General features: G+C 71.2%; 16 protein-coding genes. 5 read left to right on the forward strand and 11 right to left on the reverse strand.

Going from position 1 to position 15,111, the window contains the following annotated elements:
- Positions 1 to 17: 17 nt before the first annotated feature.
- On the reverse strand, positions 18 to 725 hold the full coding sequence (locus ACGFR7_RS21695) for a response regulator (protein ID WP_393321574.1): 708 nt from the start codon (positions 723 to 725) through the stop codon (positions 18 to 20).
- 147 nt (positions 726 to 872) lie between these two features.
- Here ACGFR7_RS21695 and ACGFR7_RS21700 point away from each other — a divergent pair, with 147 nt between their 5' ends.
- A complete protein-coding gene (locus ACGFR7_RS21700) occupies positions 873 to 1,643 on the forward strand; it encodes a polysaccharide deacetylase family protein (RefSeq protein ID WP_393321576.1) in 771 nt (256 codons plus the stop codon).
- A 177-nt stretch (positions 1,644 to 1,820) separates the two neighbouring features.
- On the opposite strand, the gene ACGFR7_RS21705 is transcribed toward ACGFR7_RS21700, so the two are convergent.
- The 3 genes from ACGFR7_RS21705 to ACGFR7_RS21715 form a co-directional block, all read right to left on the reverse strand.
- Positions 1,821 to 2,234: an SsgA family sporulation/cell division regulator gene (locus ACGFR7_RS21705; protein WP_393321579.1), complete on the reverse strand. Its 414-nt coding sequence runs from the start codon at positions 2,232 to 2,234 to the stop codon at positions 1,821 to 1,823.
- Positions 2,235 to 2,441: 207 nt separating this feature from the next.
- Positions 2,442 to 4,133 (reverse strand): PH domain-containing protein, encoded by a 1,692-nt coding sequence (locus ACGFR7_RS21710; protein WP_393321581.1) that lies wholly within the window; start codon positions 4,131 to 4,133, stop codon positions 2,442 to 2,444.
- On the reverse strand, positions 4,130 to 4,648 hold the full coding sequence (locus ACGFR7_RS21715) for a PH domain-containing protein (protein WP_393321583.1): 519 nt from the start codon (positions 4,646 to 4,648) through the stop codon (positions 4,130 to 4,132). Before ACGFR7_RS21715 ends, ACGFR7_RS21710 begins: the two co-directional genes overlap by 4 nt.
- Before the next feature lie 185 nt (positions 4,649 to 4,833).
- Between ACGFR7_RS21715 and ACGFR7_RS21720 the strand changes: the two genes are divergently transcribed.
- The gene (locus ACGFR7_RS21720; RefSeq protein ID WP_393321585.1) at positions 4,834 to 5,457 is read left to right on the forward strand and encodes a TetR/AcrR family transcriptional regulator; all 624 of its coding nucleotides are present in this window, start codon (positions 4,834 to 4,836) and stop codon (positions 5,455 to 5,457) included.
- Positions 5,458 to 5,486: 29 nt separating this feature from the next.
- On the opposite strand, the gene ACGFR7_RS21725 is transcribed toward ACGFR7_RS21720, so the two are convergent.
- Positions 5,487 to 5,900 carry an SsgA family sporulation/cell division regulator gene (locus ACGFR7_RS21725; protein ID WP_393321587.1) on the reverse strand — a complete coding sequence of 138 codons (414 nt, stop codon included), beginning with the start codon at positions 5,898 to 5,900 and terminating at the stop codon, positions 5,487 to 5,489.
- 177 nt (positions 5,901 to 6,077) lie between these two features.
- Here ACGFR7_RS21725 and ACGFR7_RS21730 point away from each other — a divergent pair, with 177 nt between their 5' ends.
- The gene (locus ACGFR7_RS21730; protein ID WP_393321589.1) at positions 6,078 to 6,245 is read left to right on the forward strand and encodes a hypothetical protein; all 168 of its coding nucleotides are present in this window, start codon (positions 6,078 to 6,080) and stop codon (positions 6,243 to 6,245) included.
- A 238-nt stretch (positions 6,246 to 6,483) separates the two neighbouring features.
- The gene (locus tag ACGFR7_RS21735) at positions 6,484 to 7,575 is read left to right on the forward strand and encodes a WD40/YVTN/BNR-like repeat-containing protein (RefSeq protein ID WP_393321761.1); all 1,092 of its coding nucleotides are present in this window, start codon (positions 6,484 to 6,486) and stop codon (positions 7,573 to 7,575) included.
- Positions 7,576 to 7,661: 86 nt separating this feature from the next.
- Here ACGFR7_RS21735 and ACGFR7_RS21740 read toward each other — a convergent pair whose 3' ends face one another.
- Both ACGFR7_RS21740 and ACGFR7_RS21745 read right to left on the reverse strand, forming a co-directional pair.
- Positions 7,662 to 8,168, reverse strand: coding sequence for a MarR family winged helix-turn-helix transcriptional regulator (locus tag ACGFR7_RS21740; RefSeq protein WP_393321763.1), 507 nt, complete (start codon positions 8,166 to 8,168; stop codon positions 7,662 to 7,664).
- Between the two features lie 82 nt (positions 8,169 to 8,250).
- Positions 8,251 to 10,257 (reverse strand): FUSC family protein, encoded by a 2,007-nt coding sequence (locus tag ACGFR7_RS21745; protein WP_393321592.1) that lies wholly within the window; start codon positions 10,255 to 10,257, stop codon positions 8,251 to 8,253.
- Positions 10,258 to 10,559: 302 nt separating this feature from the next.
- Here ACGFR7_RS21745 and ACGFR7_RS21750 point away from each other — a divergent pair, with 302 nt between their 5' ends.
- Positions 10,560 to 11,177, forward strand: coding sequence for a TetR/AcrR family transcriptional regulator (locus tag ACGFR7_RS21750; protein ID WP_393321594.1), 618 nt, complete (start codon positions 10,560 to 10,562; stop codon positions 11,175 to 11,177).
- A gap of 69 nt (positions 11,178 to 11,246) precedes the next feature.
- Here the strand turns inward: ACGFR7_RS21750 and ACGFR7_RS21755 are convergent, their stop codons facing one another.
- From ACGFR7_RS21755 to ACGFR7_RS21770, 4 genes are all read right to left on the reverse strand, one after another.
- Positions 11,247 to 11,558: a hypothetical protein gene (locus tag ACGFR7_RS21755; RefSeq protein ID WP_393321597.1), complete on the reverse strand. Its 312-nt coding sequence runs from the start codon at positions 11,556 to 11,558 to the stop codon at positions 11,247 to 11,249.
- Between the two features lie 444 nt (positions 11,559 to 12,002).
- On the reverse strand, positions 12,003 to 12,806 hold the full coding sequence (locus ACGFR7_RS21760) for a DeoR/GlpR family DNA-binding transcription regulator (protein ID WP_393321600.1): 804 nt from the start codon (positions 12,804 to 12,806) through the stop codon (positions 12,003 to 12,005).
- A 142-nt stretch (positions 12,807 to 12,948) separates the two neighbouring features.
- Positions 12,949 to 13,830 (reverse strand): ketose-bisphosphate aldolase, encoded by an 882-nt coding sequence (locus ACGFR7_RS21765; protein WP_393321603.1) that lies wholly within the window; start codon positions 13,828 to 13,830, stop codon positions 12,949 to 12,951.
- A 68-nt stretch (positions 13,831 to 13,898) separates the two neighbouring features.
- Positions 13,899 to 14,804: an SIS domain-containing protein gene (locus ACGFR7_RS21770; RefSeq protein ID WP_393321606.1), complete on the reverse strand. Its 906-nt coding sequence runs from the start codon at positions 14,802 to 14,804 to the stop codon at positions 13,899 to 13,901.
- Positions 14,805 to 15,111 lie beyond the last annotated feature (307 nt).

The following is a 15,111-nucleotide window of genomic DNA, read 5'->3' on the forward strand; positions in this document are numbered from 1 at the left end:
CCGGAGGCCGGGGCGCTTCACAGGGGTCCGAAGCGATAGCCGAAGCCGCGCACGGTCTGGACGTAACGGGGGCTGCGCGGGGTGTCCTCTATCTTCGTCCGCAGCCGCATGACACAGGCATCGACCAACCGCGAATCGCCGTGATAGCTGTGCTCCCACACATGCTCCAGCAGTTGCTGGCGGCTGAAGACCTGTCCCGGGGTGGCGGACAGGAACAGCAGCAGCTTCATCTCCGAGGGGGCCAGCGCCAGATCCTGGCCGCCCTTGCCGACGACCAGACCGGCGCGGTCTATGGCCAGTTCGCCGTAGCTCTCGACCGGGGCGGGGCCCGGCTCCGCGACGGCCGGCGTGCCGTCGGCGGGCAGCGCGGTACGGCGCAGCACGGCACGCATCCGTGCTTCGAGGACTTCGCCGCGGGCCGGCTTGACGATGTAGTCGTCGGCGCCGGCCTCCAGGCCGAGTACCACGTCGAGATCTTCGCCACGGGCGGTGAGCATGATGATCGGCAGCTGGCGCTCGGCGCGGATCAGCCGGCACACCTCGAAGCCGTCCTTGCCGGGGAGCATCAGATCCAGCAGCACGATGTCGGGACGGAAGCCCGGCAGGACCTCCAGCCCCTCCTCGCCGCTGGCCGCGGCAGCCACCTCATGGCCGCGCCGCCGTAGGGCGAGGGACACCCCGTCCCGTACGGCGGCGTCGTCCTCGATCAGAAGTACACGTGGCATGGGCCCAGTATCAATAAGTTTCATGATGGATCGGTAACAGGAGCAGCCTGCCCGGGCTCTGGTGCATCTCACGTGGTGCAAGGCGGTGCGCACAACGCGGCCACCGCCGGTCGGTACGCACACGAGCAGGGTAGGGACGGGGTCGGGATGGCACGGCGCTTCGGCATTCAGAGCGGCATCATCGGAGTGGCCGCGGCGGCGGTGGTTTCCCTCGCGGTCGCGGGGACGCTCGCCTTCGGTGATTTCGGGGCCACTTCACAGGCCGAGGCCGACACCGTCGGCTCCGGCCAGGCCAAGCGGGCCCCGGTCGCCAAGGTCGACCCCTCGATCGTGCACGCCTCGGACCGTCCCGGCCGCAGCCTGAACATCACCATCGACGACGGCCCGGACCCGGCCTGGACCCCGAAGGTGCTCGCCGTGCTGAAGAAGCACAACGTCAAAGCGGTCTTCTGCATGATAGGTCCGCAGGCCAAGGCGCACCCGGACCTGGTCAAGCAGGTGGTGGCCGCGGGGCACAAGCTCTGCGACCACACCGTCAGCCACAACACCGGTATGGATCACCAGCCGCAGAGCTACCAGTCGCAGCAGATCCTCGACGCGCAGAAGATGATCGAGGACGCGGCGGGCGGCGCGCGGGTCGAGTACTACCGCGCCCCCGGCGGCGCCTTCACCCCCTACAGCCGGAAGCTGGCCGCGGACCACGGGATGCGGCCGCTGGGCTGGAACGTCGACAGCAAGGACTTCGAGGGCGGCACCATCGAGGGGATCAAGGCGACGGTGCGCGGTGAACTCCCCAACGGGCCGACGGTCCTGTTCCACGACGGCGGGGGCGACCGTTCCCGGACCGTCGAGGCGCTGGACGCGCTGCTGCCGTGGATGCAGCAGCAGGGCTACGGTTTCGGCTTCCCGAAGCGCTGAGATGGGTGGGGGCGGGTGACCGCCCCCACCCGGATGCCCGGGGCCTGTCCGTCACCGACCTGCCGGACAGGCCCCGGTGTGTGCCGCCGCTCTCCGGCTCCCCGGGACGGCGGCCTCCTCCCCCGGCCTCCTGCCGTGCGAGGCTCGCTGCCGCGTACCGCGCACGGCCCGCCTGCCTTACGCCGTGCCGAACAGCTCCGCGAGGCCGCGCTCCATACCGAGGTGCGCCGACTCGCCGCCCGCGGGGACGGCCTCGTAGGAGCGGGCGAGGAACAGCCGGACATCCGCGGTCTTCAACTGGACCAGGGCGACGCCCTCCTCCGCGTGGAACTCCATCACCGTGCGGTCCGGGCCGGACGGCCGCACCCGCACATCACCCCGCCCGGCCGGTCTCCGAAGACCCTCGTCGAGCAGTTCCCGGGCGAAGGCCCAGTCGACGGCGGAGCCGTCCAACGAGATCTCCGGCGGGAAGAACATCCGTACCGCCAGCGGATCGGCGGGCTGGTAATGCAGCACCGCGGGCACCGCATGCGGGCCGAAGGTGGTGGCGATGAGGCGAACCTGGACGGCTTGGTCGATGACGGTGTTCATCGCGCTGCTCCCCCTGCGGCTGTCGGGTCATGGGCACTGGCTCGTCCAGTAAGACGGTGTGCCCGTGCTCCCGTGCACGCGACATCGGTGTGAGATGTGTCTCATGTAGCCGGCGGGGCCGCCCGGTGGTCCGTCGTATGCCAGGTGCGCGGGGCGCGGTGCCTGTGCGGCGGGCGCGCCGCATGCCCCGGGGAAGTGCCCTTTCCGCTACGGCAGTCGCTGCTCCGGAAGGTGATCCGGCGTCCCGGGGTACGCCAAGAACTCCTCCAGGATCCCCGGGGCCGCCATCGCGGCGAAGGCCGGAGCCTCCGCCGCCGCGAGGTCCGGGATGCGATAGCCGTCCTCGCCCGCCGCGACCGCGGCGGTGAGCGCGACCAGGCCGGCCCGGCGGGTGAACGGCGAGGTCGAGAACGTCCAGGCCGCGATGGCCTCGCGCTGGAGGGCGAGGGTGTCGCGGCTGAAGGTGCCCGAGCGGGCGACCAGGTAGGGGCCCTCGGTCCCGTGCCCCAGATTGCGGTACGCGTCCCGGGCCAGCCACAGCACCAGCGCCGTGGTGATGACCGCGTAGACCCAGGCGCAGTGCAGCAGGACGGGGGTGAACGCCGCGCCGAGACCGGCCAGGACGGCGGTGCCGGGCAGTACCGCCCACAGCAGTCCGCGCACCCGGCGCCGGCGAAGCGCGATGCGGGGGTGTGGTGTCAGCGCAGCCGGTGACGCGCCTGCCGGGAAGGGCGACCGCAAGGCGCCGCCCGCCACCCGCAGCGCCTCCGGGCGGGGCGCCGGAGGCAGCAGCCCGCTGCGCTTGCGGTTCTCCTCGCGATTGCCCAGACCGCCCGCCACCGCGCGCACCAGCGCCCCGCCGCCCGCCCTCAGCAGCAGTGGTTCGCGCAGCAACACCCCGCGCAGCCGGGCCCGTTCGATGGTGACCGACCGGGTGGTGAACAGGCCGCGGCGTACCCGCAGGGTGCGCGCGTCGGTCCACTCCAGGCAGTAGTTGAACCAGTTCTCGACGTACAGGGCGACGGCGCCGACCGAGCCGAGGGCGAGGACGGCGAGCAGTGCCGCCGGGACCGTCAGCCAGAGGGCGCTCGCGCCGAACTCGGTGAACGCCCGCTGGACGAAGCCCAGTTTCCAGGGCTCGATGCCGATGCCGTCCAGCACCCGGTACACCGAACCGGCCACCACGAACACCCCGCCGATGACCCAGAAGGTGAGCGGCGCGTACCGCAGCCAGCGCCAGCTGATACGGGCCACCACCGGATCGTTCGCCGTCCCCTCGGCGTCCGCGTACGCAAGCAGCTCGGCGCGCAGCCGTTCCGCGTCGACGACCGTCAGCGCCTCCAGCGACAGCTCGCTGCGGCCGTCCCCCGAGCCCGCCGTGCCGGCCCGCAGCACGGTGACCCCCAGCAGCCGGTGCAAGGGCGACGCGGTCAGGTCGACGGTGCGGATGCGGTGCAGCGGCACGCTGCGCAGCCGGCGCGTCAGCAGCCCGCTGCGTACCTCAAGGGTGGGGGAAGCGTGGCCGTGTCCGCCGGAAGCACCCCTTTCCGTGCCGTCCGGACTCCCGGGGAGCGTGACCCGGAACTCCGTCCGGGCCCAGCGGATCAGGCCGATGGCGGTGACGACGGCGAACGAGGCGGCGATGGCGGCGAGCGTGATCCACGCTTTGGCGGTGATCCGGCCACCGGTGGCCAGCGCCGTCAGCGCCAGCGAACCGAGCGGTGCCGCCATCCAGCCGCAGTGCACCAGCAGGGTGCGCGGATCCAGCCGCTGCCACCGGCCGGTGCCGGACGGGGTGGTGGAGGGGGCGGTAGAGGGGGTGGTGGGCACGGCGGGTGCCATGTCCGGTATGCCGTGGTCCGCGCCGGCCGGTGCAGAGGGCTCGTGTGGCGTGCTCATGCGGCATCACCCGGTATGTCCTGCGCCGCCTCGCCGATCCGCCGGGACAGCTCCTCGGCATCCGTGTCGGACAGTCCCGCGATCTTGATGTCGCCCGCGGTCGAGGCGGTGGTGACGGTCACCGTCGCCAGCCCGTAGCGCCTCTGGAGCGGTCCGCGCACGGTGTCCACCGTCTGCACCCGGGTCAGTGGCGCGATCCGCCGCTTCTGCCAGAACCAGCCGCCCGCCGCATAGACCGCACGCTCGCCCAGTTCCCAGGCGTGCACCGCATACCGCCACCGCGGCATGACCACGAGATAGCCGACCGCCGGCAGCACCAGCACGACCAGCAGCAACGGGCCCAGCCACGGCAGTGCGCCGGGGAAGAAGAGGAGGGAAAGGACCGCCATGACGAGGGCGATGAGCACCATCGGACCGCTGAGCGTCAGCAGGGCCTGGGCCGTCCACCAGCGGCGGGCCCGGGGATCGACCCGGTGGCGGGGTGGGCGCAGCAGCGGGGCGGCATGCTCGGGCATGAAGGTCACCGGTTTCCAAGTCAAGCGTATTGAGTGCCGGTACGTTATAACGGTACAAGCGACTTGTAAAAGCGGGACGGCCTTCCTGGGCCGGCCCTCCTGAGTCAGCCCTCCTGAGCCGGAGCCATGCGCCGGAGTCATACGAAGGGCCGGGTCGCGCACGGTAGGTAGGAGGGAGGTCATCCGTGCCCAAGAAGGTGGACCACGAAGCCAGGCGCCAGGAGATCTCCGAGGCGCTGTGGCGGATTGCGAGCACCCGCGGACTGGACGGCGCGAGCCTGCGCGATGTCGCGGCCGAGGCCGGGATCTCGCTCGGCCGGCTGCAGCATTACTTCCGCACCAGGGACGAGATGCTTCTCTTCGCCCTGCGGCACATCAACCGGCTCGCCGCGGACCGGATCCGCGCCCGCATCGAGGCGCTGGCCGAGGAGTCGGCCGAGGAGCCGACGCCCCGTGAGGTGCTGCGCGCCTGCCTGTCGGGCATGCTGCCGCTCGACGACCAGAGCCGGACCGGGCTGCTGGTCGGCGCCGCCTACTTCGCCCGCGCCGTGCACGACAAGACCCTGCGTGCGGAGGCCGAGAACGGCATCCCCCAGCTCCGTGCCTTCTTCGCCGGTCAACTACGGCTGGCCGCGGACCGAGGGGAGCTGCCGCCGGAACGCGCCACCGAGGACGAGGCGATGCTGCTGATCAGCATGGCCGACGGGCTCGCCACCTACGTCCTGCTGGGCGTGCACGACCCCGAGACCGCGCTGCGGCTGCTGGATCTGCAGCTGGCGAACCTCTTCGGGGCGGCCCCCCGGGCGTGAGCGGAACGGGTCGTCGGGGAGGGAGGGGGTTACGCCTCGCGCAACAGGGCGACGAGATCGGCCTCGACGTCCAGATGGCGCGCCTCGTCGCCCTTCGCGACGATCTGGTACGACCGGGTCAGAAAGCTCCGCAGCTCCGGTGCGTCGAACTGCACCACCGCCATGCCGCCTACGGCATGGAACTCCACCACCACGGCGTGGGCGTCGTACGGCCAGATCTGCACATCGCCCGCGCCGGCCGGCTCGCACAGGCCCTCCTCCAGCAGTTCCCTCGCGAACGTCCAGGTCACCTCGGCCCCGTCCAGCGACGCGGCGGGCGGAAAGACCAGGCGCACCGCGAACGGATCGGCGCGGTCATAACGCAGGCTCGCCGGAATCACCTGCGACCGGGGAGCGGTCGCGATGAGACGGGCCTGAACGGCTTGGTCGATGACGCTGGACATCGCCGGCTCCCTTGTATTCGGTGCGGATCATCGGTGCTGTGACCACTAGGACGCGTAGGTCATCGCGCCAGGTGCATTGGATTCCTGCGTGACCTGCATCACGGGCCTTTGAATGTACGGAAATGCCCTCTTTGCTGTGCGTCAGGGGGCGTGATGGGGGCTCAGTTGACTGATGTGATGGCTCGTCAGGTGTGTTCGAGGTGCTGGTGGTGTGCGCTGTTGGTGCGCGCGGTGTGGGTGAGCGGTGTCGGTGGGGGAGTGGTGTCGGCGGAGGTGGGTGGCCGGGATGTCGATCCGGACGGTGGTCCGGACGGTGGTCTGGACGGCCGGGTCGGGCTGGGCTAGCTTCCAGCCCACAACCAGAGCGGGGTGGGGCGAATTGCGGCGCACAGAGCGCTTGTTGTGCGGGGACCAGGTCCGTAAATGGGGTCGGAATCGGGATCGGCATCGGAATCGGGAACGGGACCGGGGCCGTGACTGGGGCCGGAACCGGGAAGGTGGCCGATACCGGGAACGGGACCGGGACACGCGGTGGGTGCTGCGTACCGGCAGGGCTCGGTGGTGGGCGGCCATGGCGGCCGGTATGGCGGTGCTCGCCACAACGGCAGTCGGGCCGGCGGCCGGGGCCCCGGTGGGTTCGCCCGCGGTGACACGGGCATCGGAAGGCACCGAGCCGGCAACGGCGGCATCACTCACCGCCCCGCACGCCGGCTGGCGGCTCAAGGACAGCGGCAGCACCGCCCGCTTCCGCGGCCTGGCGGCCGTCAGCCGTACGACCGCCTGGGTCGCCGGTACGGCGGGCACCGTGCTGCGCAGCCGCGACGGAGGCAAGCACTGGAGTGACGTCTCCCCACCCGGTGCCGGTGCGCTGGAGTTCCGCGACATCGAGGCGTTCGATGCGCGCCGTGCGGTGGTTCTCGCGATCGGTGAGGGGGAGGCCTCGCGGGTCTTGCGCACCGACGACGCCGGCGCCACCTGGACCGAAAGCTTCCGCAACACCGACCCTCGTGCCTTCTACGACTGCCTGACCTTCTTCGACCGGCGGCACGGCATCGCGCTCAGCGACCCCGTTGACGGCAGGTACCGCATCCTGTCCACTGCGGACGGCGGACGCAGTTGGCGCCCACTGCCGTCAAAGGGCATGCCGCCGGCCCAGCCGGGCGAGGCCGCGTTCGCCGCCAGCGGCCAGTGCCTGGTCTCCGCGGGCAGCCGTGACGCCTGGATCGCGACCGGTGGCGCGGGCACCGCCCGCGTCCTGCACACCGCCGACCGCGGCCGTACCTGGTCGGTCACCGACACCCCGATACCGGCGGGCGACCCGGCCCGCGGCGTCTTCGCGCTCGCCCTCCGCGACCGCACCCATGTCCTCGCCGTCGGTGGTGATTTCCGCCCCGACCAGTCCTCGCCCCGCGCCGCCGCGGTCAGCGACGACGCCGGCCGAACCTGGACACCGGCCGCCGAACCTCCCAAGTCCTACCGCTCCGGCGTCGCCTGGCTCCCGTATTCCCGGCGCCTCGCCGTGGCCGTCGGCCCGTCCGGCAGCGATCTGACCCTTGACGGCGGCCGCACCTGGCACAGCTTCGACCAGGGTTCGTACGACACCGTCGACTGCGCCCCGGACCTGGGCTGCTGGGCCGCGGGCGAGCGAGGCCGGATCGCACGACTGGAGCCGTGAGGGCGGGCCACGCCTCCGGGCGGCTGTCCCACCCCTCCCGCCTCGCCTCCCCGCACCCTGCCCCGACCCACCCCCCGTGGCCGTCGCTACTCCATCAGGCTGCCGAGCCGTCCCTCCAGCACCACCAGCAACTCGCCCAACGCCACGGAGAGTTCCTCCTGCCGCCGATCGCCGATGCCTTCGAGCAGCGCGGCTTCGTACCGCAACTGTTCGGGCAGCAGCCGGTCGATGATCTCGCGTCCCTCGTCGGTGAGCGAGAGATGCGCGACGCGGCGGTCCCGGTCGTCGGGGCGGCGGGCGATGAGCCCGCGCTCCTCCAGTTGCCGCACGCGTTTGGTCACCGCGGCACCGGACGCAAAGGTCTCGCGGGCCACCCGCCCTGGGGTCAGTTCGCGGTCCATCCGGCGCAAGGTGCCGAGGATGTCGAATTCGGGGCGGGTGAGTCCGGCCTTCCGCAGTGGCGCATCTGCCGCCTGCTGCAGCAGTGCGGAACAGCGGTTGAGCCGCCCGATCACCGCCATCGGGCCGGTGTCCAGCCCGGGGTGCACCCGCTGCCACTGGCGCAGCACCCCCGCGACGATGTCCTCGGTCACCCGCACACTCCTCTCGGCCATGCCGTACGCCTGCAATTGTGCCTGCCGTGGTGCCTGCCGCCGCGCCGGGCGGTACCGAGGGTCAGGCGGCCGGAACCGGTGCCGGGAGCCGGCGGACGAGGCCGGCCAGCGTCCGGTGGCCCTGCTGCTCGGCACGGGCGATCCGCTCCTCGGGGAGGGCGCGCTGCCACCACTCGCCGGCCGCCACCTCCACGGCTTCGCGGAGCTCGACCAGCCCCGTGGCCAGCCGGTCACGGGCCCAGCGGATCTCCTGGTCCCTGTCGGTATCCCGGGCCCGGTCGGTCTCGTGGGCCCAACCGGTCTCGTGGGCCCAACCGGCTTCCCGGGCGCCGTCCGCCCCGGGCGCGGTGCTCGCCGTGAGCAGCCGCAAGGCGGCGGTCTCCGCGGCCGCAACCCGTCCCAGGGCGACCTCGATACGGCTGGCGGCCCGTTTATTGGTGATCAGGACACAGCAGGCCAGCCCCACCACCGCGCCCACCACGGTGTCGATCCAGCGGTCGGCGATCAGCGTGCCGGCCGGCAGCCGCCCGCCGAACTCGGTCAGCAGCAGCGCCATCGGGGTCACGCACACCGAGCCGAGCCAGTAGTTACGGGTGATACAGGCCTCCGCGCCGAGCTGGAAGACCAGTGCCACCGCGACCATGGCGAGCTCCCCGAGGTGTGTCAGCGGCAGCAGGGCGGTGTAGAGCAGCAGACCGAGAAGGTTGCCGAGGGTCCGTTGGAGCGCCCGTTGCCAGGAGAGCGTGGTGTTGGCCTGGTAGATCGAGGCCGCGGTGACCACGGCCCAATACGGATGCCCGACGCCGATGGCCATCGACATCCAGCCCGCCAGCACACATCCTGCGGCGACCCGCGCACCTATGGGCAGCAGCGGTGACCCGGGTGCGAGCCGGGCGAGCACCGCGCGCACCCCGCGCGGACGGCCGGGCGCAGGCCGCCGCGGCTCCCGCGCCTCGTCGGCGACGCCCACCAGCTCTTCGGCCTCCGCGGCCGAGAGCGCAACCCGGGGCAGCGGCCGCCCGCTGCGCAGTTCACATGCCCAGGCGCCGAGCCGCTCGGCTTCGCCTGCGGGGGACCGGCCGTCGTGGCCCAGCACCGATTCGGCCCGCACCAGCGGCCGTTCGAGCCCGGCCCGCGCGGCGGCTCTCGCCGGGGTGTGCACCGGAACCAGAAACAGTGTGTGCCAGGCGGCGTTCACGGCGGCCGCAGTGGCATGCCGCGCCTGCGCCACACCGGCGGGTTCACCATCGACGAGCTCCCGACTGGCGGGTTCACCCTCAGCGGGTTCCCGACTGGCCTCACGAGCGGGTTCCAGACCGGCACCCTCAGCGGGTTTCCGACCAGCGCCATCATCGGGTCCCCCACCGGTGGCGCCGGTGGGGCCACCGGCCGGTTTTCCACCGGCCCCCTCCGCCCCGCCGAAGCCCCGTTCGGTAGTACGCAGCAGTCCTGCCGCGGCCTCCAGCGCGCGGGCGACGGCGATCCGCTCCGGCCCCTGCGGCCGTATCAGCGCCGGCGCCATGCAGACCAGCCAGGCGAGTCCTCCGGCGCCGAGCGCCACCGCCGTATGCAGGGGTACCTGGCCGAGGTGCTGCGGCACGAAGAAGGCCGAGGCCGCGATGAAGGTCAGGATGATGTTCGCCGGCGGGCCGATACGCGTGGCGTCACAGGCCATCTTGTGGACCGCGGCCAGCAGCGAGGCGAAGACGACGAGCAGCGCGGTCGACGTGGTCAGCGAGGCGGCGGTCAGCGCGACGCCGAGGCTCGCGACCATTCCGAGCACCACCCACAGCAGAGTGCGGGCCCGCGCGGCGTACGGAAGACCGTGCGCGTACAGGGCGCACATCGCCCCTGCCGAGGTGTACAGGATCAGATCCAGCCGCCCCAGGATGAGCAAGGTGAGATCGGGGATCGCCAGCGCTGCCACCGCACTGAGTGCCGGTTTGTGCCAGATGTCGACGGGCCGGCGCAGCCGCACGGTGCTCCTGAGGGGCAGCGGCCGGGCCCGCACCGCGCCTCCCGACACGGTGTACGCGCTCTTCCCGGATGGTCTGACATGCTTCCCCATGGCAAAAGGTTAACAGGTGTTTTACTAGCGAAATATATGCGCCTCGTCACGCCGGGCGTCAGGGAGCACAGCGCCGGGCCGAGAGCGGGAGAGCGGGAGAGCGGGAGAGCGGAGGAAGGCGGAGCGGAGGAAGGCGGAGCGGAGGAAGGCGGAGCGGAGGAAGGCGGAGCGGTGGAAGGCGGAGCGGCAGAGCAGCGGAAGGCGGATCGGCAGAGCGGGGGAGGGTGGATAGGCGGAGCGGGAGGGGAGGGGATTGGCGGAGCGGGAGGGGAGAGGGGAGCGCAGGGGGCGACAATGGCGGGGTGTCAGCCGCCAAGAAGAAGACGACGACCGCGAACGCGTCACCGGAGCGCCGCCGCGAACTGCTCAACATCGCGGCGGAGGTATTCGCCGCACACGGCTACAACGCCACGACCGTCCGCCGCATCGCCGACGAGGCGGGGATGCTCGCGGGCAGCCTTTACTACCACTTCGATTCCAAGGAATCGATGCTGGACGAGATCCTGTCCAGCTTCCTGACCGAGCTGTGGGACGGTTATGACGCCGTACTCGCCGCCGGGCTCGGTCCCAGGCAGACCATCGAAGCCCTGGTCACCGAGTCCTTCCGGGAGATCGACCGGCACCGCGCGGCCGTCGCCATCTACCAGAAGGAGTCCAAGCACCTGGCCGGGCAGTCCCGCTTCGGCTACCTCGCCGACTCGCAGCGGAAGTTCGAAAAGGCCTGGCTGGGCACACTGGAACGCGGCGTGGCGGACGGAGTCTTCCGAGCCGACCTCGACATCCGGCTCACCTACCGCTTCGTCCGCGACACCGTCTGGGTTGCGGCGAGCTGGTACCGGCCGGGCGGACAGCACAGCCCCGAGGAGATCGCCCGTCAGTACCTCTCCATGGTGCTGGACGGCGTCGCCGTACGCGCCTGATCCACCGGGGCGGGGTGGCGGCGGCCCGCGCACTCGTCAGCGCCACCGCGGCGCCCTGCCGGAACCCGTTCAGCAGGAAGTGTTCTTCACGTACAGAGCCCGTGAGGCCCAGGTCGTGCCGTAGTGGACGTCCTTCGTCGTGCCCTTGGGGAGGCTGCCGTGCGGGTCGCGCTGATGCGGGACGACGATGGTGTAGCACGCGGTGCGCCGGCTGCACAGGTTCGTCAGGCGGACATAGCGCTGATGACCCTTGTTGAAGTACTTCCGCACCACCACGCAGTGGGGCGGCCGGTCGGCCGCTGCCGCGGTCGAGGCGCTGAGCATCATCAGAGAGGCGCTGCACGTCACCGTTGCCAGCGCTATGGCCATGATCTTCCGCACGTCATCTCCCCCGTTGGGCACCTCGGACACCCCCGCGAAGCCCACATCGGGTTCGCACGTTCATTCCCATTGTCCATACCCACCCAGGGAAAAGCAGCCCCGGGGGTCACACAGGGACAAGAGCGCGACATAACAGCAGCCCTTTCGGAACCGGGCCGGGCGGGACGGGAGCGAGCCGGATCGTCGGGCCGGGGTGGTCGGGGCAAGCGAGCGAGGGGCGGGGCAAGCGACCCACGGGGGCTGTCCGGGCTGTACGGGCCGGCAGGGGCGGTGATCGGGGCAGGCGAGGCGAGGCGAGACGAGGGTGTTCGTGCACAGCGAGCGGAAGGGATCTGGCCGGGCCGAGGATCGGCTGACCGCTGACCGCTGACCGCTGACCGCTGACCGCTGAGGGCCGAGGGCCGGCTGCCGAGGGCCGGCCTCGCCTCCGTTCTCGGCCGGGTATCACTCGCCCGAGGACGGGCGTGCCGCCATCACCTTCATCCCTCGATCCGAGAATTCACGGCGGATTGCCTCCTTCGCTCCGTTGTCCGTGATGAACGTGTCAAAGACATCCGCGTCGCCGACCCGGGCGAAGCAGCGCTCGCCGATCTTCGACGAGTCCGCGACGACCACGGCACGCCGGGCACGCTCGGCCATCAGGCGGTTGACCCGGGCCTCCGCCTCGTCGTGCACCGTGGCCCCCATCATCGGGTCCATGCCGTTGGCGCCGATGAACGCGATATCGATGGAGATCTGCTGCAGCACCAACTCACTGAAGGGCCCGACCAGTTCGAACGACCGCGAGTGTGCCACGCCGCCGGTGAGCACGATCTTGATCTGCGGCCGCACGGCCAGTTCATTGGCGATGTTGAGGGAGTTGGTGACGATCGTCAGATGCGGCTGCGGGCCGGCCTCCGCGAAGTCCGCACGGGTGGCAAGCACCCGTGCGATCGCCGTGGTCGTCGTGCCGCCGCTCAGCCCGACCACATGTCCCCGCTCGACGAGCTTCGCCGCGGCCTGTGCCACTGCCTCCTTCTCTTCCGACCGGTGAGCATGCTTGTACCGGATGGGCAGGTCGTACGCCACCGAACTGAGCACCGCCCCGCCCCGGGTGCGGGTCAGCAGCTGCTGCTCGGCCAGGGCGTCCATGTCGCGCCGCATCGTGGCGGCCGAGACCTCCAGCTCGGTCGCCGCCTCCTCGACGTCCATCCGGCCTCGGTCGCCGAGCAGCTCGAGCAGTGCGTTCATCCGTTCATGGCGCTTCATGGCGCGAGCCTAATTCGTCTCAGCAGGTCACAGTGACGCGCCGTAGGCGCCCTCGTACTCCGCCGCGCCGGACCATCCCCTCCGCTGTGACGAAGCGCCGCCGAGGCGATGACCGCCTGCTGCCGTCTCATCCCCGGGTGCCTCACCCCCGGGCCGGCGCCTGGGCTGCGTACTGGTCCGGCACCGTCGCCGGAGTGCCCAGCACCTCCAGCAGCCTCGCCGCTTCCTCGGCCACGGCCTCCCGGGCGGGCTTGAGGTACTTCCGGGAGTCCACGAGCGAGGGGTCGGCGCCCAGGGTGTGCCGTATCGAGTGCGTGAAGACGGAGACCAGATGAGTGGAGATATTGATCTTCGTCATGCCGGCGGCGATGGCCCGCCGCAGCTCGTCGTCGGGCACACCGGATGAGCCGTGCAGTACCAGCGGCACCGGCAGAGTGGTGTGCAGCGCCTCGATGAGGATCTTGTCCAGTACGGCCGTGCGCTCATGCATCGCATGGGAGGAACCGACGGCCACGGCGAGAGCGTCCACCCCCGTCGCACGGACGAAGGCCAGGGCCTCGCCCGGGTCCGTACGCGCCCCTGGCGCATGGACCCCGTCCTTGCCGCCGACCTCGCCGAGTTCCGCCTCGACATAGGCGCCACGGTCATGGCACCAGGCGGTGAGCTCGGCGGTGGTGGCCACATTCTCTTCGTACGGAAGCGCGGAGGCATCCACCATGACGGAGCCCACCCCGGCGGCGATGCCCTGGTGGACCAGATCGGCATCGGTGATGTGGTCGAGGTGCACCGCAATCGGGGCCGTGGAGCCTTCGGCCAGGGCGAGGGTGGCACGGGTGAGGGGCAGCAGACTGCCGTGGTAACGGATGCAGTTCTCGCTGATCTGCAGGATCAACGGGATCGCGGTGCGCTCGGCGGCGGTGACGAGCGCTTCGGCCGTCTCCAGATGAATGACGTTGAAGGCCGCGGCACCGACCCGCGCCTCACGCGCGGCGTCCACGATCGATGAGGTCGGAACGAGGGGCATCGGAGGCTGGCTCCCTTGCGGACGGGGCTGATTGACGGGGAGGCGGGGTGACGTGGGGGAGTGGGCGTCTACGAGGCGGACGGCGTTTCGAGCATCACCGACCGGGTCAGACCGCGGGGGTTGTCCGGGTCCAGGCCGCGGGCGCGGGCCCGTTCCAGCGCCACCCGCTGGACCAGCACCAGATCGGCCAGCGGATCGCGCGCATGGCACACAAAGTGCGCCCCGGTCCGCGCCACGTCGGCCTCCAGGCCGTCCGGTGCCGGACCGAACAGCCAGGTCACCCGGCCGGGTGCGGCTATCGAGATCGGACCGTGGCGGTACTCCATCGCGGGGTACGACTCGGTCCAACTCTGCGACGCCTCCCGCATCTTGAGGGCCGCCTCATTGGCCAGACCGAACGTCCAGCCCGTCCCGAGGAAGGCGAACTGCTCGGCGTCCACCCATTCCTTGTCCACCGGCGCGGTCAGCGCCTCCTCCGCGTCCGTCACCGCCCGGGAGACGTCCTCACCCAGATGGGCACGCAGCATCGTCAGCGCAGTCGTCGCGAAGCGGGTCTGCACCACCGACTCCTCATCGGCGAAGGGAAGCGCGACCATCTCGTCGGCGACCGCTGCCGCCGGCGTCGCGGGGCTACCGATGATCGCCACCGTCGGGATGCGCCCCTTGACGGCATCGAGTACGCGCAACACCTCGGTCGTGGTGCCGGACCGGGTGATCGCGACCACCGCGTCATAGCCGCGGTCGGTGCCGAGGAACGCCTCGGAGGCGGCGAAGGGGTCCGTCACCCCCTGTCCGGCTGCCTCGCGCAGCGCCGCATACGACTGCGCCATGAACCATGAGGTGCCGCAGCCGATAACGGCCACCCGCTGTCCGGCCTTGGGCAGCGGGTTCGTGGCCGCCCCGATCCGCGCGGCCTCCCGCCACGTCTCCGGCTGGCTGTGCATTTCCTGCTCCATGTACGAGATCTCGCTCATGGCCCGCCCTCCTGCGATGCGTATGTGCTCATCGGCTGCATGTCTGCGTCTCTGCGTCTCTGTGTGTCCGCGTCGCTGCGTGTCTGTGCGTCAGCAGTTCTGCGTGAAAGTGCAAGATTCGCGTTCGTTGCAATCGACTGTACGCAGAAAGCTGCCAGGCTTCCATCCCTCGTTCGGGCGGATGCGCCGGAGGGGAGAGGCGGGTCGGTGGCTTGGCGGGGAGTCGTGAACCGGTCTCACCTGGGCGAACGTGGGGTTTTGCCGGGTGGCGCGAGTGGGTGCGGGCGGGCGCAGGGGGTGGAGGGAA

The organism is Streptomyces sp. NPDC048516, assembly GCF_043199875.1.
Classification (GTDB): Bacteria; Actinomycetota; Actinomycetes; order Streptomycetales; family Streptomycetaceae; genus Streptomyces.

Excerpts from the sequence above, each read along its gene's own strand:
- ACGFR7_RS21710 (WP_393321581.1), bottom strand. The coding sequence starts at position 4,133 with ATGAGCACGCCACACGAGCCCTCTGCACCGGCCGGCGCGGACCACGGC.
- ACGFR7_RS21700 (WP_393321576.1), top strand. The coding sequence starts at position 873 with ATGGCACGGCGCTTCGGCATTCAGAGCGGCATCATCGGAGTGGCCGCG.
- ACGFR7_RS21715 (WP_393321583.1), bottom strand. The coding sequence starts at position 4,648 with ATGCCCGAGCATGCCGCCCCGCTGCTGCGCCCACCCCGCCACCGGGTC.
- ACGFR7_RS21760 (WP_393321600.1), bottom strand. The coding sequence starts at position 12,806 with ATGAAGCGCCATGAACGGATGAACGCACTGCTCGAGCTGCTCGGCGAC.
- ACGFR7_RS21745 (WP_393321592.1), bottom strand. The coding sequence starts at position 10,257 with ATGGGGAAGCATGTCAGACCATCCGGGAAGAGCGCGTACACCGTGTCG.
- ACGFR7_RS21770 (WP_393321606.1), bottom strand. The coding sequence starts at position 14,804 with ATGAGCGAGATCTCGTACATGGAGCAGGAAATGCACAGCCAGCCGGAG.
- ACGFR7_RS21735 (WP_393321761.1), top strand. The coding sequence starts at position 6,484 with ATGGCGGTGCTCGCCACAACGGCAGTCGGGCCGGCGGCCGGGGCCCCG.
- ACGFR7_RS21725 (WP_393321587.1), bottom strand. The coding sequence starts at position 5,900 with ATGTCCAGCGTCATCGACCAAGCCGTTCAGGCCCGTCTCATCGCGACC.
- ACGFR7_RS21765 (WP_393321603.1), bottom strand. The coding sequence starts at position 13,830 with ATGCCCCTCGTTCCGACCTCATCGATCGTGGACGCCGCGCGTGAGGCG.
- ACGFR7_RS21730 (WP_393321589.1), top strand. The coding sequence starts at position 6,078 with ATGGCTCGTCAGGTGTGTTCGAGGTGCTGGTGGTGTGCGCTGTTGGTG.
- ACGFR7_RS21705 (WP_393321579.1), bottom strand. The coding sequence starts at position 2,234 with ATGAACACCGTCATCGACCAAGCCGTCCAGGTTCGCCTCATCGCCACC.
- ACGFR7_RS21695 (WP_393321574.1), bottom strand. The coding sequence starts at position 725 with ATGCCACGTGTACTTCTGATCGAGGACGACGCCGCCGTACGGGACGGG.